Genomic DNA, 22211 nt, shown 5'->3' with positions numbered 1-22211 from the left:
TTGGCCGATGCAGCAGCCAGGCGAGGACGACGTCACCCAGGAGATCGGTCCCTGGGAATCAGGCGAACCGCAGGATGACGACGCGGCGTCCACCGGTATCAACTCCGCCACGGTGCTGGTGGCCGTGGGTGTCTCGGCGATCATCGCCGCTCTCATCGTCACCATCGGGCTGGTCGGGATCCTGTTGCTGCACAGCAACTGATTGCTCCCTGATGTATTGCCGCCGGTAATCTATCTGGACGACGACTTGTCGCAGGCACGGACCGCCGGACGCGGCTCCGTCGCCGCTGTGCAACCGACGGGACAACGGTGATGGATCTGCAGGGCGCTTCGGCCGCTTCGGTGTATCGCGACCTGGCGCGGGTCGTCCGCTCGCTGCGGTCGCGGACCGGTCAGAACTCCCAGCCGCTCAGTTCGTTGTCGGCGCTGTGGGTCCTCATCGATGCCGGCGATCCCATCCGGCTGTCGGAACTCGCCGACCGCGAGAACGTCACGGTGCCGACCATGTCGCGCATCGTGACGGGGCTCGAACGGGACGGACTCATCGCGCGGACCGCTGACCCGGACGACGGTCGCGCCAGTCTCCTCGAGGTGACCGCCGCAGGCGCAGACCTGATCAAGGGGAGCCGCTCCCGCCGGGTCCAGGCCCTGGAGACGGCGCTCGAAGGCCTCGATGAGGCCGAGCGTGAGGTCCTGGGACGTACCCTGCGCAAGGTGGCCGACGAACTGGCTGAGCGTCCCGAGCAGACCTAGCGCCGGATGACGAGCAGGCGAACGTCAGACCACGTCGATGATGACCGGGGCATGATCGCTGGCGCCCTTACCTTTTCGTTCCTGTCGATCGATCTCGGCGCCGCTCACGCGGGTCGCCAGCGCCGGTGAGCACAAGCTGAAGTCGATCCGCAACCCCTCTTTGCGGGGAAAGCGCAGTTGCGTGTAGTCCCAGTAGGTGTAGACCCCTGGTCCCGGGGTGAACGGCCGCACGACGTCGGTGAATCCCGCATCGGTCATTGCCGCGAATGCGGCGCGCTCGGGTTCGGACGTGTGGGTCTTGTCGGCGAACAGGGCTGGATCCCACACGTCGTCGTCGGTGGGTGCGATGTTCCAGTCGCCGCTGAGGACGATCTGGGCGTCGGGGTCGTCGGCGAGCCACTTGGAAGACGTATCACGCAGTGCGGCAAGCCACTCGAGTTTGTAGGTGTAGTGGGGGTCGGAGAGGGTGCGGCCGTTGGGGACGTACAGGCTCCAGACCCGGACGCCGCCGCAGGTGGCTCCGATCGCGCGTGCCTCGATGGCCGGGTCCACCTCGGCGTCTTTGCTGAAACCGGGCTGGTTCTCGAAGCTCAGCTCGATGTCCTCGAGGCCGACCCGGGATGCGATCGCAACGCCGTTCCATTGACTGAATCCGACCGTGGCGAGCTCGTAGCCGGCGGCGGCGAATCCCATCTCGGGGAATTGTTCGTCCTTGCATTTGGTTTCCTGCATCGCCAGCACGTCGATGTTCGCCCTCTCGAGCCAGTCGACGACCCTTTCGCTACGGGCGCGGATGGAGTTGACGTTCCAGGTGGCGATGCGAAGCATGTCACCGAGTTTTCCACACCCGTTGGCGTCCGCGAGCTGCGCCAGGCTCCATCACGTTCTAGACCCTCACCGCACCGATCGTTCGAGAAATTCGTGCGGGTGGTGCGTTTTCATTCGGATTTGCGAACTAAGAGTACGAAACACGTAGGAAAAGTAGTTCTAACACGACGGTTTCAGTTGCTGGCTATCGTTGCGTATGACTGAAACCGCCGCCTCCTCCGAGTACTTGGAGAAACGACAACTCCGTAAGGGCACCGCCGGGTGGGTGCTGCTCGCCGGGCTCGGGGTGAGCTATGTGATCTCGGGGGACTACGCAGGCTGGAACGCAGGCCTACTCGAAGGTGGCTTCGGTGGCCTGCTCATCGCCGCCGTCATCATCGCAGCGATGTATCTCGCGATGGTGCTGGGCATGGCCGAGATGTCCTCGGCGCTTCCGGCGGCGGGAGGCGGCTACACATTTGCCCGGAGGGCGCTGGGTCCGTGGGGTGGTTTCGCCACCGGCACAGCCATCCTCATCGAGTACGCGATCGCTCCGGCCGCCATCGCGACCTTCATCGGTGGCTACGTCGAATCCCTCGATCTGTTCGGGATATCCGACGGCTGGTGGGTGTACCTCGCGGTCTACATCATCTTCATCGGTATCCACCTCGTCGGTGCCGGTGAAGCGCTCAAGGCGATGTTCGTCATCACAGCGATCGCACTCGTCGGGCTGGTCATCTTCGGTATCGCGGCGATCAGTCACTTCGACGCCTCACTGCTGACCGACATCGCACCCGATCCGGACGCCGCGGGCTCGTCGGACTTCCTGCCGTTCGGATACCTCGGGGTGTGGTCGGCCATCCCGTTCGCCATCTGGTTCTTCCTGGCGATCGAAGGTGTGCCACTCGCCGCCGAAGAAGCCGAGAACCCGGAGAAGAACGTGCCGCGCGGAATCATCGCCGCCATGGGCGTCCTCTTGCTCACCGGCGCTCTCGTGCTGTTCATGGCTACCGGCGCCCTCGGCGCGCAGGGTGTGGGCGAATCGGTGAACCCGCTGGTCGACGCCATCGACGGCACGGCAGCCACCGTCGTGAACTACGTCGGTCTGGCCGGACTGATCGCCAGCTTCTTCTCGATCATGTACGCATATTCACGACAACTCTTCGCGCTGTCGCGGGCCGGATACCTGCCGCGGGCGCTGTCGGTCACCAACAGCCGTAAAGCCCCGACCTGGGCCCTGATCATCCCGGGCATCATCGGATTTGCCCTGACCTTCACCGGTGAGGGCGCGATCCTGCTGAACATGGCCGTGTTCGGTGCGGCCCTGAGCTACGTGCTCATGATGGTCAGCCACATCGTGTTGCGCGTTCGTGAGCCCGACATGCATCGGCCGTACCGCACGCCCGGTGGAATCGCGACGACGGGATTCGCGTTGGTCATCGCTGTCGTCTCGGTGATTGCGACGTTCCTCGTGGATACCACCGCGGCACTCTGGTGCCTGGTCGCGTTTGTTGCCTTCATGGCGTACTTCGGCCTCTACAGTCGTAAGCACCTGGTTGCGAACTCGCCCGACGAGGAGTTCGCGATGCTCGCCGCAGCCGAAAGCGATGTGGGATGAACCGACCATGAGCCGTTATCAGCACACCCTGGCCGGGACGACCTACGCCTTCGATGGGCTGGTGGAGTTGATGGCCAAGGCGACGCCGGCGCGCAGCGGTGATGAACTGGCCGGTTGTTCGGCGGAGTCGGATACCGAGCGGGCCGCGGCGCAGTGGGCGTTGGCAGAAGTGCCGTTGACCGTGTTCCTGAACGAGGCGGTTGTCCCGTACGAGAGCGACGAAGTCACCCGGTTGATCATGGATACCCATGATGTGCAGGCTTTTTCGCCGGTCAAGTCGATGACTGTCGGCGGATTGCGGGATTGGTTGCTCGAGGTGGCCTCGGGTCCGGGCGAGGCGGCTGCGGCGACACTGTCCGCACTCTCGCGTGGGTTGACACCGGAGATGGTGGCGGCGGTCTGCAAGTTGATGCGCAATCAGGATCTGATCGCGGTGTCGCGGGCGGTGAGCGTGGTGTCGGCGTTCCGGACGACGATCGGTCTGCCCGGGACTCTTGCGACCCGTTTGCAACCGAATCATCCGACCGACGATCCGACGGGGATCGCGGCGGCGACCCTGGACGGTTTGTTGCTCGGGTGTGGTGATGCGGTGATCGGGATCAACCCCGCAACCGATTCGCCGCATGCCACTTCGGAGCTGCTACATCTGCTCGACGACATCCGCCAGCGGTACGAGATCCCGGTGCAGTCGTGTGTGCTCTCGCATGTGACGACGACGATCGGGTTGATCGAGGCGGGTGCGCCGGTGGATCTGGTGTTCCAGTCGATCGCGGGGACCGAGGGCGCCAACAAGGGCTTCGGCGTCGACATCGCTGTTCTGCGAGAGGGTAACGAGGCGGGTAAGTCGCTGCGCCGCGGTACCGTCGGCGAGAACGTCATGTACCTCGAGACCGGGCAGGGATCGGCGTTGTCGGCGGGCGCGCACTATGGCACCGGTGGTAAGCCGGTGGACCAGCACACGCTGGAAACCCGCGCGTATGCAATTGCGCGCGAGCTGGATCCGTTGCTGATCAACACGGTCGTCGGCTTCATCGGACCGGAGTACCTGTACGACGGCAAGCAGATCCTGCGGGCAGGCCTCGAGGATCATTTCTGCGGCAAATTGCTGGGCCTGCCGATGGGTGTGGACGTCTGCTACACCAATCACGCCGAAGCCGATCAAGACGACATGGACAATCTGTTGACGTTGCTGGGGGTGGCCGGGGTGCCTTTCGTCATCACGGTGCCCGGCGCCGACGATGTGATGCTCGGCTACCAGAGTTTGTCGTTCCACGATGCGCTGTATGCCCGCCGCACACTGGGTTTGAAGCCGGCGCCGGAGTTCGAGGCGTGGCTCGACCGGGTGGGGATGCTCGGCGCCGATGGCCGGGTTCTGGACCTGCAACCCGAGGCGTCTCCGCTGCGGAGCCTCACCGGACCGGTGGCCTGATGAGCGAGTTGTGGGATGCCCTGCGGCTGCGCACCGCAGCCCGAATCGGGTTGGGACGCACCGGTGATTCGTTGCCGACCACCAGGGTCCTGGAGTTCGCCGCCGCCCATGCGGCGGCGCGCGATGCGGTCCACCAACCTCTGGACGCCGATGCGCTCGCCTCGGAGGTCGACCGCGTGGGGTTGGGGACGCCCGTCGTGGTGACGAGCCAGGCCGGCGACCGCAGCGAGTACCTGCGCAGGCCGGATCTCGGGCGGGCGCCGGCTGATCTGAGTGGACTCTGCGAGGTCGACGCAGATGTGGGCTTCGTGCTGGCCGACGGCCTCTCGCCTATTGCGTTGTCCGAACACGCGAGCGGCTTGCTCACCGCACTCAGAGACGTGCTCGACCACAAGTATTCGCTTGCGCCGCCGGTGATTGCGACGCAGGCTCGGGTCGCCCTTGGTGACCACATCGGTGCTGCACAGAAGGTCGGTACGTTGATCGTGATCATCGGGGAACGTCCGGGCTTGTCGGTCGCCGACAGCGTCGGTATCTACCTGACGCACCTGCCGCGGCCGGGGCGTGCTGATTCTGAACGCAACTGCATCTCCAACATTCACCCGCCCGGAGGGCTCGGCTACGCCGATGCCGCCCGGGTCTGTGCGGCCTTGATCGAGGGAGCCCGTCAATTGGGCCGTAGCGGGGTCGATCTCAAAGACAACAGCCGCGCCATCACTGAGGGCGACTGAGAATCCGCGCCACGTCCCCGCGTTCGCGCACGTTGTACCTGGCGCGAACGCAGGCAGGTGGCGCGAATTCCGAGTGCGCCTAGAGTCCTGGGCCCTCGGCACGCAATGCGTCGACGTCGTCCATCGCTGATCGCAGCTTGCCCAGCCACTCCTCGGTGTGTTCGCCGACGAGCTTGACCGACCACGCCAGTGCATCTGCGCGTGAGCGGGCGACGCCGGCGTCGACCAGGGTGTCGAGCACTTGGCGTTCGGGCTGTCGCAGGCGGGTCATTACCGGAACGGCGATGTGCGTGAACAGTATTCGCTGATCGCCCACGCGGACGCCCCATGACACCTTGCGGGCGTACCGGGACTGGGCCTCGTCGGCGATTGCCATGCGCTCACCGCGCGTGTCCTCGCGGAAGCGCGATGCCCGGCCCTCTGCGGCGGCTGATGCGGCGCTCTCGTCGGACTCCGGTGCGGTCAGTGTTCCGATGACCGTGATCTCGTCGCGGTCGACGGTGACTTCCGCTGCTCCGGTGAACCAGTCGTCGGGTAGCCGCCCGGCGAACCAGCCGGACGCGTCTGACGCATCGGGTAGTTCTGCCTGCTGCCAGCCGCCGCGGCGTCCGCCGCCGGGTCCGCGTGTTCCTCGTTGGGTGCTTTTCATGATTACTCCTTTGATCTGATTACATGATTACACCGTTGCAATGATTCGTCACGGGCGTTCGCTGTGGGCGGAGTCCACCTCCGCGGAACCCGCCATCATCTAGAGTTCGAAATGTGCCTATGAGCTGGGACGATTCCGCGGTCGGCCTGCTCCCGCTTCCGTCGGGAAGGGTCGTCCGCGGACGAGGATTACGGGATGGGACGCCTGCGGGAACCGACCCCGAGTTCGGGCTCTACCTCCTCGGCCACCCGCCCCCGCCGCTCGCATGGCAGAGCCGGTGGCTCCGATGGCGAGACTTCTGGCTGCCTGCCGACCGAGATGAGGCGGCCGATGCCTTTCGGGAGGCGTGGTCACGGTCGGAGAGCGAACGAGTCGAGGTGGCGTGCCTCGGAGGACGAGGCCGGACGGGTACCGCGCTGGCCTGCCTCGCGATCATCGATGGGGTGCCGGCCGATGAGGCCGTGGCCTACGTCCGCGCGCACTACTCGCCGAAGGCCGTCGAGATGCCGTGGCAGCGCCGCTACGTCGAACGGTTCACGTAGATGCACACTGCACGGTGTGCATCTGTGGATCAGTGGTACTCGACGTACCCGTAGCTGTGATGGAGACCGAAACCCATGCGGCGGTACCACTCCCGTGCGTGAGTGTTGCCGGTCTCCACCTGTAGATAGGTCTGCGCTGCACCGAGGTCGGCGCCCCAGCGCTCGAGCGCTGAGGTGACAACGCGACCCAGGCCCTCACCGCGGCGATCCGGTGCGGTCCACAACGCTGAAAGACCCAGCCAGACGTCGTTGCCCAGTCCGGTGGTGACGGCGCCCCTGCCGATCGACACCAGTGCGCCATCGGCGTCGCGGACGGTCGCGAAGCCGAGTTTCCCACCGTCGACGGCCGCGACCACGGCAGCGCCGACCGCGTGGTCGGCGTCATCGGCACCACTGCGCTGACCCGCGTATGCGGCGACCCACGTGTCCGACGGCGTCTCGTCGATCGTCACCTCGGCGCTCATGTCCGACGCGGCCGCCCCCACCGGCGCCACCAGGACGTCGACGTTGATCTCGTAGTCGGCGGGGGAGACATGGGCGCCGGGCAGCAGGCGGGTGACAGCGGCGATCTTCACTGGCAGGTCCCGGGCTCCGTACCACTTGCGCAGCCGGTCCATCGTCTGTGAATCGAGTCGCGCGCCCATCTCCAACGGCACCGCGGAGTTCGCCCTGCGAGTGAATCCGCCACCCGCGCGCGCCCGCCAGCCGTCGATCATCTCGGACTCAATCCCGGGCCACCCTCGCGCCGCGGCCACTTCGAGTGACCTGATCTGCGAATTGCGCACAGGTTTGTCGGAGAGCACCTTCACCGCTTCGACGAGCGCTGCGGGTACGACGACCCGCTCGTCGTCGCGGAGGATGACCAGGTCAGGGCTTTCGCTGTCGAGGATGCCGGTGACGTCGCTGAGCGTCGCCGAAGGGTCGCCGCGCCAGTCGGCAGGTGCTCCGGGCCCTTTGCGGAACCGGACCACCACCCGATCACCGCGTGACGGAGTCACCTGCATTCGCCCAACGGAGTCACCTGAATCGCCCGACGGAGTCACTCTTCATCATCCGTGACGGAGTCACTCTTCATCATCATCGTGACCGAACGGGTCTTCGTCCTCACCTGGGAGCCACGTCAGGCCGGGCACGCCCCAGCCGTTGCGTTTGATCGCCTTCTTGGCGGCGCGGGCGTTGCGACCCATCAGGACGTCGACGTACAGGAAGCCGTCGAGGTGACCGGTCTCGTGCTGCAGCATCCGCGCGAAGAAGTCTTTGCCCTCGATCTCGACCTTGTCGCCGTTGCGGTCGACGCCGGTGACTTTCGCCCAGTCCGCTCGGCCGGTCGGGAACTGCTCTCCGGGGACCGACAGGCAGCCCTCGTCGTTGTCGTCGGGGTCGGGCATCGTCTCCGGGATCTCGGAGGTCTCGAGAACCGGGTTGATGACCTCGCCGCGGCGCCGAGCACCGCCTCGCCCGTTGCCTTCGGGGCAGTCGTAGACGAAGAATCGGCGGCCGACACCGACCTGGTTTGCTGCCAGTCCGACGCCGTTGGCGGCGTCCATGGTTTCGTACATGTCGTCGAGGAGCGCCACCACGTCGGCGGGGGGCTTGCCGGCCTCGTCCAATGCGACAGATTCAGTGGGATTGTGCAGCACCGGATCACCGACGATGCAGATGGGGAGAATTGCCATGGGGGTCAGATTACTCGGCAAGCCATCGCGCGAATTCCTTTGGCGGCGTGGTTAGATGTACTGCGAACCACACTGTTGTAATTCACGTCGTTGATATCGACAAGCGACGTGTGGCGATGGGGTGGAGTAGGACCGATTCTCAAGGGAGCGAGATGGACGGCGCAACCGCGCGAGACCAGAAGCAATCCGGGCAGGCGGACAACGCGAACCAAGACCACGCACAGCTCGGTCCAGGCGAGGTTGGGGCCGACGGGTTGACCCGGCGTGAGCATGACATCTTGGCCTTCGAGCGGCAATGGTGGAAGTACGCGGGGGCGAAAGAAGAAGCGATCAAGGAACTGTTCGGTCTGTCGGCGACTCGGTACTACCAGGTTTTGAATGCTCTGGTCGATCGTCCCGAGGCGCTCGCGGCGGATCCGATGCTCGTGAAGCGTCTGCGACGACTGCGGGCCAGCAGGCAGAAGGCGCGGGCTGCCCGGCGTCTCGGATTCGACGTAACCTGAGCTCGACCCGTGATGCTCGCTCGCCGGGAATTGTCGTGCGGTCGTCAAGTTTCGTAAGGTGGGCGCAATGACCAAATCCGAGCCTCCACACCTGCCCTTTCGCGCGGGCGCTATGTTGCTGCTCGCGATCGCGGTGGTCTTCATCGGTTTGGGTTGGCACTCGGCGGCCACGGGGGATTCAGATCCGGAGGCCGGCCTCGAGGCGGCGCAGAGTCGTCAGCCGACGTCGTCGTCGACAGAGGTGTCGGCACCCTCGCGGACATCCACCAGTGCCTCGAGCAGCGCATCGGTCGATCCGGATCGTCCTCAGGTATGCGTGTTCAACGCCGGGGCGATCGGCGGCCTCGGACAGACGTACGCGCGGCAGGTCGAAGGCCTGGGCTGGGACACCGCGGCCCCGACCAACCTGCAGTCGGCCAGCATCACCGAGAACACCGTGTTCTACAGCTCGGGTCAGCGGGAAGCGGCGGAGCAGCTCGCCGACGACCTCGGAGGCGAGGTCTCCGTGGATCCCCGTCCCGCCGCGTTCGACCAGTGCCCACGGGGACTGCCGTTGATCGTGGTCACCAGGTAGGTGGCCATGCGGTCGGCCGGGCACCAAGATCAACCAGTTATGATTTCGCTGACCTACTACCGACGGTAGAACCGGCGACACGCCCGACCACAAGGGAGCCCAACCATGGCGCAGCGCTCGCTCAAGAACTTCACCACCGCGCGGCGGAGTGCCGCGTTCGTGGCACCTGTCGCGGTGGCCGCGTTCCTGTTGGCAGGCTGCAGTCCGGACGAGAATCCGACCGACGCCAAGGGCACGCAGCCCAGCGTCGTCACCGGCGACCGGGCCCCGGTCGATGTCGGTGGCGTCGGGCAACCGAGCGAGGGCGGCGAGGCCACGGCGACACTGCGGCAGCCCAACGGGCAGCCTGCTGGTGAGGCGAGCTTCGAGAGCAGCGAGGGCTCGGTCATCGTCACCGTCAAGGCAGAGAACCTGGCGCCAGGCTTCCACGGGATGCACCTGCACGCGGTGGGCAAGTGTGAGCCCAACTCCACAGCCCCCTCGGGCGGCGCGCCGGGCGACTTCCTGTCCGCGGGCGGCCACCTGCAGGTCGATGGCAACACCAGCCACCCCGCCAGCGGTGATCTCGTGTCGATTTACATCAACGAAGAGGGCAAAGGCGAAACCGTCACCGCCACCGATGGTTTCGACATCGAGCAGATCCTCGAGACCGCCATCGTCATCCACGAGAAGCCCGACAACTTCGGCAACATCCCGACCAAGTACGCCCCGGCGCCGGATGAAGAGACGCTGATGACCGGCGATGCCGGCAAGCGGATCGCCTGCGGTGTGATCGAGAAGAGCTGAGATAAACCGCGATCGAAGAGAGCCGAAATAAATAGCGCCGGGTCGATCGAGTTCAACTCATCACCGACGCCGACCATCGGCGTCGAGTGGGAGTTCGCGCTCGTCGACAAGGAGACTCGCGACTTGTCGAACTCGGCAGCGCGGCTCTTCGAGCGGGTCAGTGAACTCGACAACCCCAGTTCGGGCGATCGCATCCACAAAGAGTTGCTCCGCAACACCGTTGAACTCGTCACAGGTATCTGCCGCAACACGGGCGAGGCGATTGCAGACCTGTCCGAGTCGCTCGGTGTGGTGCGCGGGATCGCCGACGACATCGGCGTCGATCTCTTCGGGGCGGGCACCCATCCTTTCGCTCAGTGGTCCACCCAGCAACTCACGCCCGGGCACCGATACGCCGAGCTGATCGAGCGAACCCAGTGGTGGGGTCGCCAGATGCTCATCTGGGGTGTGCACGTCCATGTCGGGATCAATCACCGCGACAAGGTGTTACCGATTGTGTCGTCGCTGTTGAACCAGTATCCGCATCTGCTGGCGTTGTCTGCCTCGTCGCCGATGTGGTCCGGCCAGGACACCGGGTACGCCAGCAACCGGGCGATGATGTTCCAGCAGCTGCCCACCGCGGGTCTGCCCTTCCAGTTCCAGCAGTGGGGTGAGTTCGAGGCGTTCGTCGGTGACCAGATGCACACCGGCATCATCGAGCACCTCAACGAGATCCGTTGGGACATCCGCCCTTCGCCGAATCTCGGGACCGTGGAGATCAGGGTGTGCGACGGGGTGTCGACCATCGCCGAACTCGCCGGCCTGGTGGCACTGATCCACTGCCTCGTCGTCGATCTGGATCGTCGCCTCGACGCCGGTGAACAACTGCCCGTGATGGCCCCCTGGCTGGTGCAGGAAAACAAGTGGCGGGCAGCACGTTACGGACTCGACGCGATCATCATCACCGACAGCGACTGCAATGAGCGGTTGGTCACCGACGACTTGACGGACATGCTGAACCGGCTCGCGCCGATCGCGAAGGATCTCGACTGTGTCGACGAACTCGCGTCCGTGGCCCAGATCCCGCTTCGCGGCGGGTCCTATCAGCGACAGCGACAGAAGTTCGCCGAGACAGGCGACATGGTCGCGGTGGTGGACGCCGTGGTCGCCGAACTCGCGCGCTGACCCGATCTTGGTGGCTTTCGGCGGGCATTTCCGCAGGTGGCCGTCGCCAGAACCCACCAAGATCGGGGTAGGTCAGTCGCTGAACGTGCGTCTGCGCCACCACTGATCGATCTGTCCCAGTTCGGTTTCCGGCTCGGCGTCGGTCAGCCACTCGGCCTCGATGCGGTACCAGTTCGCTGTCGCGCCCAGTTGGCCTAGCATCGCGCAGGTGTAGAACTCCACGCGGCGGGCCATCAGATGTTCCTCCGGAAAACGTTGCTCACGGGCGTGGCCACCGTAATCGGTCGCCGGGTGGACGGCGGCGATCATCGCGGTGTTCGCGATCTGGGGCGTGATGGTCAACGCCTCGTCGTTCATATGCCACCAGGTGGAGTCGCGGACATAGTCGAGCACGTCCTCGTCGGTGATCGACTCCTCATTGACCAATACACCGCCGCGGCGCAGTATGCTCGCCACCCCCGCCGCATCACCGGCTCGCGCGGCGATCAGAGACTGCTGCTCGAGCCGCAACGAACCCTTGGACATGGTCTTGCTCGAGCCGAAATCCAGGAACGCGACGCGGCCGTCGTCGGCAAGGATGACGTTGCCGGGATGGGGATCGCCGCAAAAGGTGGCGTCGGTGTGGATACTGCCGCAGTAGAACCGGTAGATCACCTCACCGACCTGGTCCCGGGTCTCGGCATCGAGTCCGGCGACCTCGGTGAGCCCGATACCGGTGACCAATTCGGTCGTCAACACTCTGGCAGTACAAAGACTTTCGATCACGTCGGGGATCTGGATGAACGGGTGCCCCGCGTAGCGAACAGATAACCTGCGCTGATTGTCGGCCTCGGCCTCATAGTCGAGTTCGGCCAAGATGTTGCCGGTGATCTCGCGGACAAAGGACTGCGGATCGACCGTGGGGAGCAACTTCTTGTACAACCGCAAGGCGATTGCCAGGTTCTTGAGGTCGGCGCGCACCACCGCGTCGATGCCCGGATACTGCACCTTCACCGCCACCGAGCGGCCATCGACCAGCGTGGCGCGGTAGACCTGCCCGATCGAGGCGGCCGCGAGGGGCTCGGGATCGATGTGGGCGAACTCGGACATCTTCGGGCCCAGCTCGGCGCCGAGCACCCCGAGCATTGTCTCGTTCGAGACGCGGGGAGCGTTGTCGCGCAAGATGGCCAGCTTCTGGTTGAACGCGCCGCGCGCCGACCTGGGCACCATGTCGAGATCGAGAAGGGACAAAAACTGGCCCACCTTCATCGCGGCGCCCTTCATCGACCCGAGGACCGTGATGAGTTCGTCGGCGGCGGCCAGCGCGTCCTGCTCGGCACGTCTGCGTCGCTCGTCGTGGGATCCACCGAGGGTCACCGCCCGTGAGCGAACCCGCCTGATCGCCGAGTGCGCGGCGACTTTACCCAGTTCCCCGCCTCGGCGCAGTTGGGAAGCGGACAACTCGTCGTCGGCACTCACCGTGGGTCGACCTTCATGGGTGGGCGGGTGTCATCAGTCTGTGCGCGGCGATTCGACGTCGTCGGAATCGATCAGGTCGTCGCGGATGCGCTGCTCCTGATACGCCAGCTTGCCGACCCGGTGGGCGATCACCGGCGCCGTGATGAGCGCAAAGATGCCCGACAGCACGAGCATCCCGAAATCGATGGTGTCCCAGAGCCGGACGCCCGCACCCAGCAGAACCAGGATCAGGCCGAGGGTCTGCGGTTTGGTGGCGGCGTGCATCCGCGTCATGGTGTCCGGGAACCGCAGGATACCGATGGACGCGGTGAACGCCATGGTGGCTCCGGTCAGCATGAGAACCGCGACCACGATGTCAGCGATCATGGTCGGCCACACCTTCGTTGTCCCGGACCCGGAATCGGGCGACCGCCACCGATCCGACGAAACTCAACAGCGACAACGCCACGATGCCCGACACCACCGTCGAGTCCTCCGAGTAGGCGGCCCAGACCGCCAGCGAACACATGGCGACGGCCACGGCGGTGTCCAGGGCGACGAGGCGGTCGAGGGTGTTCGGCCCGATCAGCATGCGGGCGGTGGTCAGGACCGACGCCGCCAGCAACAGACCTGCCGCGATCATCCATACGTAGGTCATCAGATACCTCCCCGTGGGTAGTCGCCGGCACTGAGGTCGTCGTCGATGCCGTGGTACGGGCTGGCCCGCCACTCATCGTCCCGCTCGAAGCCTTTGATGAACAACCGCTCGATGGTTTCGATCTGCTTGTAGAAGGCCTTCACCTTCTCCGGTGAGCTGGCGTCGAACAGGTGCACGTAGAGCAACCGGCGGCTGTGGTCGATCTCGACGACCATGGTGCCCGGCACGAGGTTGAGGTAGTCGACCGCGAGGGTCAGCACCATGTCCGACTTGATGGCGAGCCGGGCGCGCAATACTGCGCTCAGCGGCGGTTTCGCCGGCCGGATCGCAGCCCAGGCCACCTGCGCGCTCGAGATGAAGAACGCAGCGATCAGTCGGGCGGCGAGCTCGATCAGCGTCAGGGGATGGATACGTCCCTCGACCGGCACCCGCGGCAACGGCAGCGCGATCAACACCAACAGTGCCACCCCGATACCCGTGAAGACGTTCGCGAGATCGTAGGTGCCCCAGAGCAGAACCCACACGAACGTCAGCCAGGCCACGTTCCAGAGCCGGACCGCGACCTCGCGCCGGTTACCGCCGAACCAGCGCTTGATCTGGATCTTGGCGCGGAACCAGAAGATGGTTCGGGCGATGTACCAAGCCAGGAAGATGACGGAGAAGCGCCAGGCGTTGACCAGCGCTGCTCTGATCGGGCCCCGCGGTGGTGGAGGCTGCGGCCGTGAGTCGGTGGTTGTGCTGCTCATCTCACCGACCACCCCCCAGCACGGCATTGAGATAGATGCTCGAGTCGGTCAGGTCGGCCGCGGCCTGATCGGTGAACTCGAAGATCGGTCCCGCCCACAGGGTCAGGATGATGCCGGCGCCGACCATCGCGATGGTCGGGATCACCATCCCGATGGGCATCCGGCCGACGTCGGCGCGATCGTCGTACGCCACGTCGTCGTCGTCGCCCTCGAGGAGGGCTGCGGGACCGGCGTCGGCGAGGTCGCCTTCAGGGGCGTCGGCGCGGGGACGCCAGAACGCCTTGGTCCAGACGCGGGCGACCACGTACAGCGTCAACAGGCTGGTCACCACCGACCCGGCCACCAGGAGCCAGGCCAGCACGCTGCCATCCTGGACGCCGGCTTCGATGAGTGCGACCTTGCCGATGAAGCCCGAGAACGGCGGTATACCGCCGAGGTTGAGGGCCGGGATGAGGAACAGTGCGGCGAGCAATGGACTGGCAGCCAGGCCACCGAGTCGGCGCAGCGAGGCAGACCCCGCCTGTCTTTCGATCAGACCCACGACCAGGAAGAGGGTGGTCTGCACCAGAATGTGGTGGGCCACGTAGTAGATGGCGCTCGACAGCCCGAACTCCGTGGACAGGGCGATGCCGAAGATCATGTAGCCGATATGGCTGACCAGCGTGAACGACAGCAATCGTTTGATGTCGGACTGGGCGATGGCGCCGAGGATGCCGACCAGCATGGTCAGGAGTCCGGCAACCAGCAGCACCCGATCCATCGCGCCACCGGGGAACAACAACGTGTGCGCCCTGATGATCGCGTAGACACCGACCTTGGTCAGCAATCCCGCGAAGACCGCGGTGACCGGCGCCGGGGCGGTCGGGTAGGAGTCGGGCAACCACGTCGACAGCGGGAACACCGCGGCCTTGATGCCGAAGGCCACCAGCAACACGGCGTACAGCGCGCCCTTTGTCCCGTCGGGGACGTCTTCGAGGCGCACCGCCATCTCGGCGAGGTTCAGGGTCCCGGTGGCAGCGTAGGCGAAGGCGATGCCCGCGAGGAACACCAGCGACGACACCATCGACACCATCACGTAGGACACGCCGGCGCGCACCCGGTCGGCGCTGGCGCCGAGGGTGAGCAGCACAAAACTCGCGGCGAGGAGCACCTCGAACGAGACGAACAGGTTGAACATGTCGCCGGCGAGGAAGGCGTTGCAGACGCCGGTGCACAGCAGCAGGTAGGTCGGCAGGAAGATCGACACCGGTTGTTCGGTGGTGCCGTCTCGGATGCCCTGGCCGACGGCGTAGAGCATGACGCAGAGCAGGACCGCCGTCGACACGACCAGCATCAGGGCCGAGAGCTGGTCGGCGACCAGGGTCACCCCGAGTGGACCGACGTCACCGCCCTTGGAGTCCCAGCCTCCGATGTGCAGGGCGTACGTACCGTCGCGGTTGGTCAGGTACAGCAGCAGGCAGGCCGCGATGAAGGCGACGGTGATGGCCCCGATGGTGACCACGCGTTGGAAGCGGGGATAGCGCCCCATGATCAGGGTGAGCACGGTACCGATCATCGGGACCAGGACAGGGGTGACGATGAGCGTAGGGAACCACGCGTTCGACAGTGTCATCGCGCATCACCCCCTTCGTCGTCCTCGTCGGGATCTCCCAGTTCGTGCCGGTATTCGACTTCGTCGGGTTCATCAGGGTCGGGCAAGACGTCGGTCTCGTAGATCTCCGCGCGGCGGGCCCGGATCTCTTCCTTGGTCAACGGGTTGCCGTCGTCGTCGAACAGGTCGCCGCGGATGGTGTCCGAGCCCGTGACGGGATCGTCGCTGCGGTCGCGATCGGGAGCATCTGCGTTGCGCTGGCGCTTGACCTTCAAATCCTCGGGGTCGTCGTCCACCTCGTCGTCGGTGTTGATCATGAAACTGCGATAGGCGAGGGATAGAACGAAGGCGGCCACGCCCATCGTGATGACGATCGCGGTCAGCACCATGCCCTGCGCCAGAGGGTCGGCGTCGGCGCTGCGCTCGTCCGAGGTGCGCCCGATGATCGGTGGGTTTCCCATCGCGCCGGCGACGGTGACGATGAGCAGGTTGATCGCGTTGCCCACCAACAGCAATCCGAGCAGCATCCTGATGAGGCTGCGTTCGAGGAGCAGGTAGACACCGCAGGCGGCCATGAGGCCGACCACGATCAGCAGGCCGAAGTTGATGCTCACGACGCCGCCTCCTGCGGCTCGCGGCGACGCCGGGGAGCGTCCTCGTCGAGCCGGGCACCGAGGCTGCGCAGCACGTCGAGGACGAGCCCGACGACGATCAGGTACACGCCGAGATCGAAGAAGATCGCGGTCACGAGTTTGACGTCGCCGAAGATCGGCAAGGTGAACTCGAAGGTCGCCGACGACAGCGCGGGCGCGCCGAGCAGGACCGAGGCGACGGCGGTGCCCACCGAGAACCCGAGGCCCACACCGAGGATGCGGCCCGCGTCGATGGGCAGCGCCTCACCCAGCTCGTACCGGCCGCCGGCGAGGTAACGAAGGACGAGGGCGAGGCCCATCGTCAACCCGCCGGCGAAGCCGCCGCCGGGCGCATTGTGACCTGCGTAGAAGAAGTACAGCGAGAGGACGATCATCGTCGGGAAGATGATCCGGGTGGTCGCTTCGAGCACCATCGAGCGATGCCGGGGGTCGCGGAAGTCGCTGCCGCGCAACCACGTGGTGCGCTCACCGAACTGCTTGACGCCCTCGGAGTCGGGGCGCGGGGTACGGGCGCGGGTGGCGTCGGCCACCCGCGGCGCCGCGCCGAAGCGGCGGTGCCGGAAGACCATCGACGCCACCCCGGTCGCCGCGACCAGCAGAACCGACACCTCGCCGAGGGTGTCCCAGGCGCGAATGTCGACGAGCAGGACGTTGACGGCGTTGGAGCCATTGCCGTACTTGTACGCCGCATAAGGCAATTCAGATGCTGTGGGCACCGTGGTACGGGCCGCGGCAGCGAAGAGCCCGACCAGGACGAGCACGGCTCCGAATGCGAGACCCAACAGGGCTCGCAGCGGTTTGAAGCCGGTGGCGTGGCGCCTTTCCGCCTCTGCGGGCAACTTGCGTAGGACCAGCACGAAGATGACGAGGGTCAGTGTCTCCACGAGAAATTGGGTCAGGGCCAGGTCGGGGGCGCCGTGCAGGGCGAACAACACGCCGCAGCTGTACCCCGTGACACCGACCACGATGACGGCGGCCAGGCGGTTGCGAAGCACCGCCGCAGCGATCGCCGACGCGATCATGATGCCACCGATCACCAACTGCACCGGTGACTCGAATCCGTTGAGTTCCAATCGGTTGCGGGCGCCGGTGAACAGCACGATCGTCGGCAGCAACACCAGGGTCCCGATGATGATCCCCTGGGTCAGGGGCAGCGAACCACGCTGGGTGTTGCGGGTCAGGTTGATGGAGATGGTGTCGGCGCCGCGCAGCACGGCGTCGTAGATCCGGTCGGCATTGCCGAGCGCCGGTTTGACGAATCCGAGGCGGCCGAGTTCGCGGACCAGGGCGAACAATGCGGTGCCGAACACGATCGCGATGGCGCTGAGCAGGAGCGGCAGGTTGAAGCCGTGCCACAGCGCGAGATGGACGAGTTCTTCGGAGCCGTAGCTGGTGACGGTGTCGGCGTACGGCTCGAACCGTTTACCGATCAAACCGGACAGCGGGCCGGAGGCGACGCCCGCCACGGCGAGGAGGAGGGCGGGCACCTGGAACGCCAGGCTCGGTCTGTGCATCTTTGCCACGGCGGGGCTGGGTTCGGCCTTGCGCTTCCGCCCGAATGCACCCCAGATGAACCGGAGCGAATACGCGACCGTGAGTATCGATCCGACGACCAATACGATCACGACGATCGGCCCCTGCCAGTCGCTGAGCGCACCGGTGTCCCAGATCTCCGCGAAGGCGGTCTCCTTGCCGACGAATCCGAGCGTGAGCGGTATCCCGGCCATACTGGCGGCGGCGAGGGTGGCTATGACGGCGAGCAGCGGGGTCTTCTCCCCGAGGCGGGCGAGTTTGCGCAGGTCGCGGGTGCCGGTCGAGTGGTCGATGACGCCGACCACCATGAACAGGGCTGCCTTGAAGAAGGCGTGGGCGACAAGCATCGCGAGGGCGGCCATCGCCACGTCGGCGTCGCCGATACCCACCAGCACCATCAGGAAACCGAGCTGCGAGACGGTGCCGAAGGCCAGGACGAGCTTCAGGTCGTACTCGCGTAGGGAACGGAATCCCCCGAGCAGCATCGTCGCCATACCAAGCCCGACGACCAGGACATGCCACGAGACCAGGTCGGAGAAGCCGGGCGCGAGGCGGGCCACCAGGAAGATGCCGGCCTTGACCATCGCGGCGGCATGCAGGTAGGCGCTGACGGGTGTCGGCGCTGCCATGGCACCGGGCAGCCAGAAGTGGAAGGGGAAGATCGCCGACTTGCTCAACGCTCCGACGAGGATCAGTACGATCGCGACCGTCACCGACCAGCCGACGGGCGGGTTCGCGACGATCTCCGACAGCGAGTACGTCCCGGCGGTCTCGCCGAGCATGATGACGCCGACCAGCATGGCCAGGCCACCGGCAGTGGTCACGAGCAGGGCCTGGGTCGCCGCGCGGCGACTGGTCGCACGGACCGCGTAGAAGCCGACGAGCAGGAACGACAGGACCGTCGTCAATTCCCAGAAGATGTAGAGCACGAGCATGTTGTCGCTGCACACGAGCCCGAACATGGCGCCCGCGAAGGCGACCATCTGCGCGGAGAAACCGCGCACCCGGCGCTGCGTCTCGCCGAAGTACTCGGCGCAGTAACAGAGAACCAGCGCACCGACCCCGAGAACCAGCACCGACATGATCGCGGCCAGGGTGTCGAACCGCAGGTCGATGTTCATCTGGAGTTCGGGGACCCAGGTGATGGACTCGGTCCGGATGCCGTCGGCCTCGTCGGGCCAGTTGGCGAACACCCAGACAAGTCCGCCGAACGGCGCGAGGGCGAGCACGTAGAAACCGCGTCGGCCGAGCCAGGTGATGATCGCAGGCGCCAGCGCAGCCGTGATGGCCAGGGCGGCCAGTACTGCGATCAAGTGGCACTCCGTCGATCAGGTGGGCGGGGTGTCGGGCGCGGAGAGAGGTGGCGGCGAACTACGCACCGACCATTGGCCGCGAGAAGTCGCACTGAGTGGTTTCGCCTCACTCTCCAGGTGTCCAGTCTACCGTTAGCGCTGCTAGGTGCCGTATTCGGGTGAGGACGGCCCTGGCCGCACAAGTGGCCGACGGCGGGTCGAACGCTGTCGGCGGAGCCCTCCGCACCAGGTCAACTGCAGCAACCGGCAGGTGTTCCGCGCGGACGTCGAGGCCACCACTTAGGCTGTCCTCATGAATCGGCTGCAGGTCTTCGCGATCCTCTTGTTCGCGGGTGCGATGTTGTTCGTGGGTGCGTGTGGCAGCGACGATGAGAAGCCGGCGTCGAACGATTCCGGGTCGGTGGCGCTGCCCGGTGATTTCCCCGAGCAGGTCCCGCTGATCGAGGGCTCGGTGCTCGCGGCCGGGGGAACCGCCCAGGAGGGCTGGAACCTCACGGTGGCGGGTGCCGCCGATGCGGGCAACCCGTTCGACAACGCCTCCACCCGGCTCACCGACGGTGGCTTCACCGAGGAGTTCGCGCGCGAAGAGGGTGGGCAGACGGTGAAGGGCTACTCCGCCGACAAGGACGGGAAGATCTACACCGTCGTGATCGGCACCACTGCCGGATCGGCGGTCGGACCGAACTCCATCACGTACCTGGTGTCTGTCCGCTGACCTGTCCCCGACAGCAGACCCAGGTCGTTCAGGCAGACCCAGTTGCTGCAGCACCTGGGTGTGCCTGCAACGGCTGGGTCTGTGCCGCGAGGGTCAGCTGCCGCGCTTGTCCGCGTACTGGCGGAGGTTCTCCACCTGCTCCGGATCCAGCGACGGACGGACCTTGTCACGCGCCGCGGCGACGTCGTCGGCCGTGACGGTGGCGGCGTCGATGTTGCGGCGCATGGCCGCGAGCGCGGCCTCACGCAGTAGCGCCGCGCAATCGGCGGCGGAATAGCCGTCGAGGGTGAGGGCGAGCTCGTCGAGACTGATGCCCTCGGCCAGGGGGACCGACTTGCTCGACGTGCGCAAGATGTCTCCTCTGGCCGCGGCGTCGGGCGGCGGGACGAACACGAGACGTTCCAGCCTGCCCGGCCGCAGCAACGCCGGATCGATGAGGTCTGGCCGGTTGGTCGCTCCCAACACCACCACATCGCGCAGCGGTTCGACCCCGTCGAGTTCGGTGAGCAGGGCGGCCACCACGCGGTCACCGACGCCGGAGTCCGACGACTGGCCGCGGCGCGGCGCCAGGGCGTCGATCTCGTCGAGGAAGATCAGGGACGGGGCCGATTCGCGCGCACGGTCGAACAGGTCGCGTACCGCTTTCTCCGACGACCCGACCCATTTGTCCATCAGCTCGGCACCCTTGACGCTGTGCACACTGAGCTGTCCGGACGCCGCGAGGGCACGGACCACGAACGTCTTGCCGCAGCCCGGGGGTCCGTAGAGCAGCACCCCACGCGGCGGGTCGACGCCGAGGCGGGTGAAGGTGTCGGGATGCCGCAGCGGCCAGAGGACGGCCTCGGTGAGTGCCTGCTTCGTCTCCACCATGTCGCCGACGTCTTCGAGGGTCAGGCTGCCGACGGCCACCTCCGGCGACGCCGAACGGGAGACCGGCCGGATCACCTCCAGTGCCCCGGTCAGATCGGATCCGATGAGCTTGGGCGGTTCGCCGTCTCTGGCGCTGCGGGCGGCCGCTCTCAACGCGGCTTCGCGGGTCAGGGCGGCGAGGTCGGCGGCGACGAAGCCCGGCGTCCTCGAGGCTATCTCGGCCAGGTCGAGGGTCTCGGTCGGGACCTTGTCGAGCAGTGCGGACAGTAGTCCACGGCGGATCTTGTTGTCGGGCAGCCCGATCGACAGCTCGCGATCGCAGAGGTCCGGATCGCGTAGTCGCGGGTCGAGATTCTCCGGGGCGGAGCTGGTGCAGATCAACGCCACCCGGGGCGCGGTGATCGCCACCCGCAGGGCATCGAGGATGAGCGCCGAGACGGGATCGGCCTCAGCGGGTAGCAAGGCCTCGACGTCGCTGATGAGCAGTACTGCGCCGTTTTCTGTCGGGCGCGAGACCAATTGCGCTGCCGCGGCTTTCACGGCAGCGAGCCGGGCCGACGACTCGACGGCGCCGGTGACCGGACCGTCGAGGTAGATGAGTTCGCGACCCGCGCACACCGCCCTGGCCACAGTGGCCTTGCCGACGCCCGGCGGACCTGTGAGCACGACTCCGAGGCGGGCCTGCGCGCCGAGGGTGGTGAGCAGTTCGGGGTTGTCGAGGGCGAGTCCGAGCCATTCGGTGAGTTTGTCGACCTGGGTGTCGACGCCCACGAGTTCATCGACCGTCCGTGCTGGTGGAGGTGGCGGGGGCGCCACCGTGGTGGCAGTGGCGGCGGGCGCAGAGGCGGGTTGGTCGGCGGTGGAGGGCGCGGGCAGCGCGCCGTTCTTGTCGGCCCAGAGCACTGCGGTGTTCGGCTGCACGCTCACCGGACCCGCGGGTTCCGCGCCGACCACGGTCAGCAGTTCGTTCGTCCAGGTGATGCCGACCGAGCGAGCCAGGGTGCGTGTGGCGCCGGACGTCGCGAAGTCGGGTCCGAGGTCGCGGGGGAGCAGGGAGACCACGTCGGCGACGGAGACGACCTTGCCGAGCAGTGCGCGGCGCAGGGTCGGTTCGTCGACGGACTCGGAGGTCAGTGCTGACCCCCGGACCACCACGCGGGTGGCCCCGTGCACGACCGCGGGCGAAAGAACCACGGGAGCATCGGCTTTGAGCCCCGCGTTCGACAGGGTCAGCTCGTCGAGCAGAGCGATCCCGGTGGGCGCCGAGTCGCTGGTGGCGGCGATCACCGCCGCTGTGGTGCGGGATCCGATGACGGCGACACCGTCCCACTCGCGCAGGGCCAGTGCCGCCAAGACCTCCGGATGCACCCGGACGATTCCGCGACGGGCCTCGGCCGCGGAGAGGTTGAGTCGTGCGGTCAGCGTCAGTTGCGGCGATGCGGCGGTCACCTCAGCAAAACTAC

Annotated in this window: 23 protein-coding genes; 11 read left to right on the top strand and 12 right to left on the bottom strand. The window is 66.3% G+C overall.

The features are described from left to right. Positions 1–7: 7 nt before the first annotated feature. Together DFR67_RS12715 and DFR67_RS12710 are read left to right on the top strand one after the other, a co-directional pair. Complete coding sequence (locus DFR67_RS12715; protein WP_110469926.1) at positions 8–202, top strand: hypothetical protein; 195 nt, start codon at positions 8–10, stop codon at positions 200–202. 110 nt (positions 203–312) lie between these two features. Then, positions 313–753: a MarR family winged helix-turn-helix transcriptional regulator gene (locus DFR67_RS12710; protein WP_110469925.1), complete on the top strand. Its 441-nt coding sequence runs from the start codon at positions 313–315 to the stop codon at positions 751–753. Positions 754–777: 24 nt separating this feature from the next. Here the strand turns inward: DFR67_RS12710 and DFR67_RS12705 are convergent, their stop codons facing one another. Next, complete coding sequence (locus DFR67_RS12705; RefSeq protein WP_110469924.1) at positions 778–1581, bottom strand: exodeoxyribonuclease III; 804 nt, start codon at positions 1579–1581, stop codon at positions 778–780. A gap of 196 nt (positions 1582–1777) precedes the next feature. On the opposite strand from DFR67_RS12705, the gene eat reads away from it, so the two are divergent. The 3 genes from eat to eutC are packed head-to-tail and all read left to right on the top strand — an operon-like array spanning position 1778 to position 5338. Further along, positions 1778–3178: an ethanolamine permease gene (gene eat, locus DFR67_RS12700; RefSeq protein WP_110469923.1), complete on the top strand. Its 1401-nt coding sequence runs from the start codon at positions 1778–1780 to the stop codon at positions 3176–3178. 7 nt (positions 3179–3185) lie between these two features. Then, positions 3186–4607 (top strand): ethanolamine ammonia-lyase subunit EutB, encoded by a 1422-nt coding sequence (locus DFR67_RS12695; RefSeq protein WP_110470099.1) that lies wholly within the window; start codon positions 3186–3188, stop codon positions 4605–4607. Further along, a complete protein-coding gene (eutC, locus tag DFR67_RS12690; protein WP_110469922.1) occupies positions 4607–5338 on the top strand; it encodes an ethanolamine ammonia-lyase subunit EutC in 732 nt (243 codons plus the stop codon). Before DFR67_RS12695 ends, eutC begins: the two co-directional genes overlap by 1 nt. A gap of 79 nt (positions 5339–5417) precedes the next feature. Here the strand turns inward: eutC and DFR67_RS12685 are convergent, their stop codons facing one another. Beyond that, on the bottom strand, positions 5418–5987 hold the full coding sequence (locus DFR67_RS12685; protein WP_110469921.1) for a hypothetical protein: 570 nt from the start codon (positions 5985–5987) through the stop codon (positions 5418–5420). A 119-nt stretch (positions 5988–6106) separates the two neighbouring features. Between DFR67_RS12685 and DFR67_RS12680 the strand changes: the two genes are divergently transcribed. After that, positions 6107–6529: a protein-tyrosine phosphatase family protein gene (locus DFR67_RS12680; protein ID WP_425451275.1), complete on the top strand. Its 423-nt coding sequence runs from the start codon at positions 6107–6109 to the stop codon at positions 6527–6529. Between the two features lie 29 nt (positions 6530–6558). Here DFR67_RS12680 and DFR67_RS12675 read toward each other — a convergent pair whose 3' ends face one another. Further along, the gene (locus DFR67_RS12675; RefSeq protein WP_110469919.1) at positions 6559–7533 is read right to left on the bottom strand and encodes a GNAT family N-acetyltransferase; all 975 of its coding nucleotides are present in this window, start codon (positions 7531–7533) and stop codon (positions 6559–6561) included. Positions 7534–7593: 60 nt separating this feature from the next. Then, positions 7594–8205 carry a peptide deformylase gene (locus DFR67_RS12670; protein WP_110469918.1) on the bottom strand — a complete coding sequence of 204 codons (612 nt, stop codon included), beginning with the start codon at positions 8203–8205 and terminating at the stop codon, positions 7594–7596. Between the two features lie 152 nt (positions 8206–8357). Here DFR67_RS12670 and napA point away from each other — a divergent pair, with 152 nt between their 5' ends. The 4 genes from napA (at position 8358) to DFR67_RS12650 (ending at position 11232) form a co-directional block, all read left to right on the top strand. Next, positions 8358–8708, top strand: a complete 351-nt coding sequence (napA, locus tag DFR67_RS12665; protein ID WP_110469917.1) for a nucleoid-associated protein NapA — start codon at positions 8358–8360, stop codon at positions 8706–8708. Between the two features lie 67 nt (positions 8709–8775). Beyond that, positions 8776–9282, top strand: a complete 507-nt coding sequence (locus tag DFR67_RS12660; protein WP_245937913.1) for a LytR C-terminal domain-containing protein — start codon at positions 8776–8778, stop codon at positions 9280–9282. A 105-nt stretch (positions 9283–9387) separates the two neighbouring features. Continuing rightward, positions 9388–10068 (top strand): superoxide dismutase[Cu-Zn], encoded by a 681-nt coding sequence (gene sodC / locus DFR67_RS12655; protein WP_110469915.1) that lies wholly within the window; start codon positions 9388–9390, stop codon positions 10066–10068. 27 nt (positions 10069–10095) lie between these two features. Beyond that, on the top strand, positions 10096–11232 hold the full coding sequence (locus DFR67_RS12650; protein WP_110469914.1) for a glutamate--cysteine ligase: 1137 nt from the start codon (positions 10096–10098) through the stop codon (positions 11230–11232). Between the two features lie 72 nt (positions 11233–11304). On the opposite strand, the gene DFR67_RS12645 is transcribed toward DFR67_RS12650, so the two are convergent. From DFR67_RS12645 to DFR67_RS12615, 7 genes are read right to left on the bottom strand one after another with little or no spacing between them, the layout of a single operon-like run. Further along, entirely contained in the window at positions 11305–12690 is a 1386-nt protein-coding gene (locus DFR67_RS12645) for an ABC1 kinase family protein (protein WP_110469913.1), read from the bottom strand. 33 nt (positions 12691–12723) lie between these two features. Further along, positions 12724–13056, bottom strand: a complete 333-nt coding sequence (gene mnhG / locus DFR67_RS12640; RefSeq protein WP_110469912.1) for a monovalent cation/H(+) antiporter subunit G — start codon at positions 13054–13056, stop codon at positions 12724–12726. Beyond that, positions 13046–13327 (bottom strand): monovalent cation/H+ antiporter complex subunit F, encoded by a 282-nt coding sequence (locus DFR67_RS12635; protein WP_110469911.1) that lies wholly within the window; start codon positions 13325–13327, stop codon positions 13046–13048. The genes mnhG and DFR67_RS12635 overlap by 11 nt, the downstream gene beginning before the upstream one ends. Beyond that, a complete protein-coding gene (locus DFR67_RS12630; protein WP_211325041.1) occupies positions 13327–14073 on the bottom strand; it encodes a Na+/H+ antiporter subunit E in 747 nt (248 codons plus the stop codon). The genes DFR67_RS12635 and DFR67_RS12630 overlap by 1 nt, the downstream gene beginning before the upstream one ends. A gap of 1 nt (position 14074) precedes the next feature. Further along, a complete protein-coding gene (locus DFR67_RS12625) occupies positions 14075–15685 on the bottom strand; it encodes a Na+/H+ antiporter subunit D (RefSeq protein WP_110469909.1) in 1611 nt (536 codons plus the stop codon). Further along, positions 15682–16278, bottom strand: coding sequence for a Na(+)/H(+) antiporter subunit C (locus DFR67_RS12620; protein WP_110469908.1), 597 nt, complete (start codon positions 16276–16278; stop codon positions 15682–15684). Before DFR67_RS12620 ends, DFR67_RS12625 begins: the two co-directional genes overlap by 4 nt. Next, entirely contained in the window at positions 16275–19163 is a 2889-nt protein-coding gene (locus DFR67_RS12615; protein WP_110469907.1) for a Na+/H+ antiporter subunit A, read from the bottom strand. The genes DFR67_RS12620 and DFR67_RS12615 overlap by 4 nt, the downstream gene beginning before the upstream one ends. Before the next feature lie 292 nt (positions 19164–19455). Between DFR67_RS12615 and DFR67_RS12610 the strand changes: the two genes are divergently transcribed. After that, positions 19456–19878, top strand: a complete 423-nt coding sequence (locus DFR67_RS12610) for a hypothetical protein (protein ID WP_110469906.1) — start codon at positions 19456–19458, stop codon at positions 19876–19878. Positions 19879–19971: 93 nt separating this feature from the next. Here DFR67_RS12610 and DFR67_RS12605 read toward each other — a convergent pair whose 3' ends face one another. Next, on the bottom strand, positions 19972–22197 hold the full coding sequence (locus tag DFR67_RS12605) for an AAA family ATPase (protein ID WP_110469905.1): 2226 nt from the start codon (positions 22195–22197) through the stop codon (positions 19972–19974). Positions 22198–22211: the final 14 nt, after the last annotated feature.

The organism is Williamsia limnetica, from assembly GCF_003217475.1.
GTDB lineage: Bacteria > Actinomycetota > Actinomycetes > Mycobacteriales > Mycobacteriaceae > Williamsia > Williamsia limnetica.
Note: the sequence above shows the minus strand (reverse complement) of the source record. Positions and strands in the feature narration are given on the sequence as shown.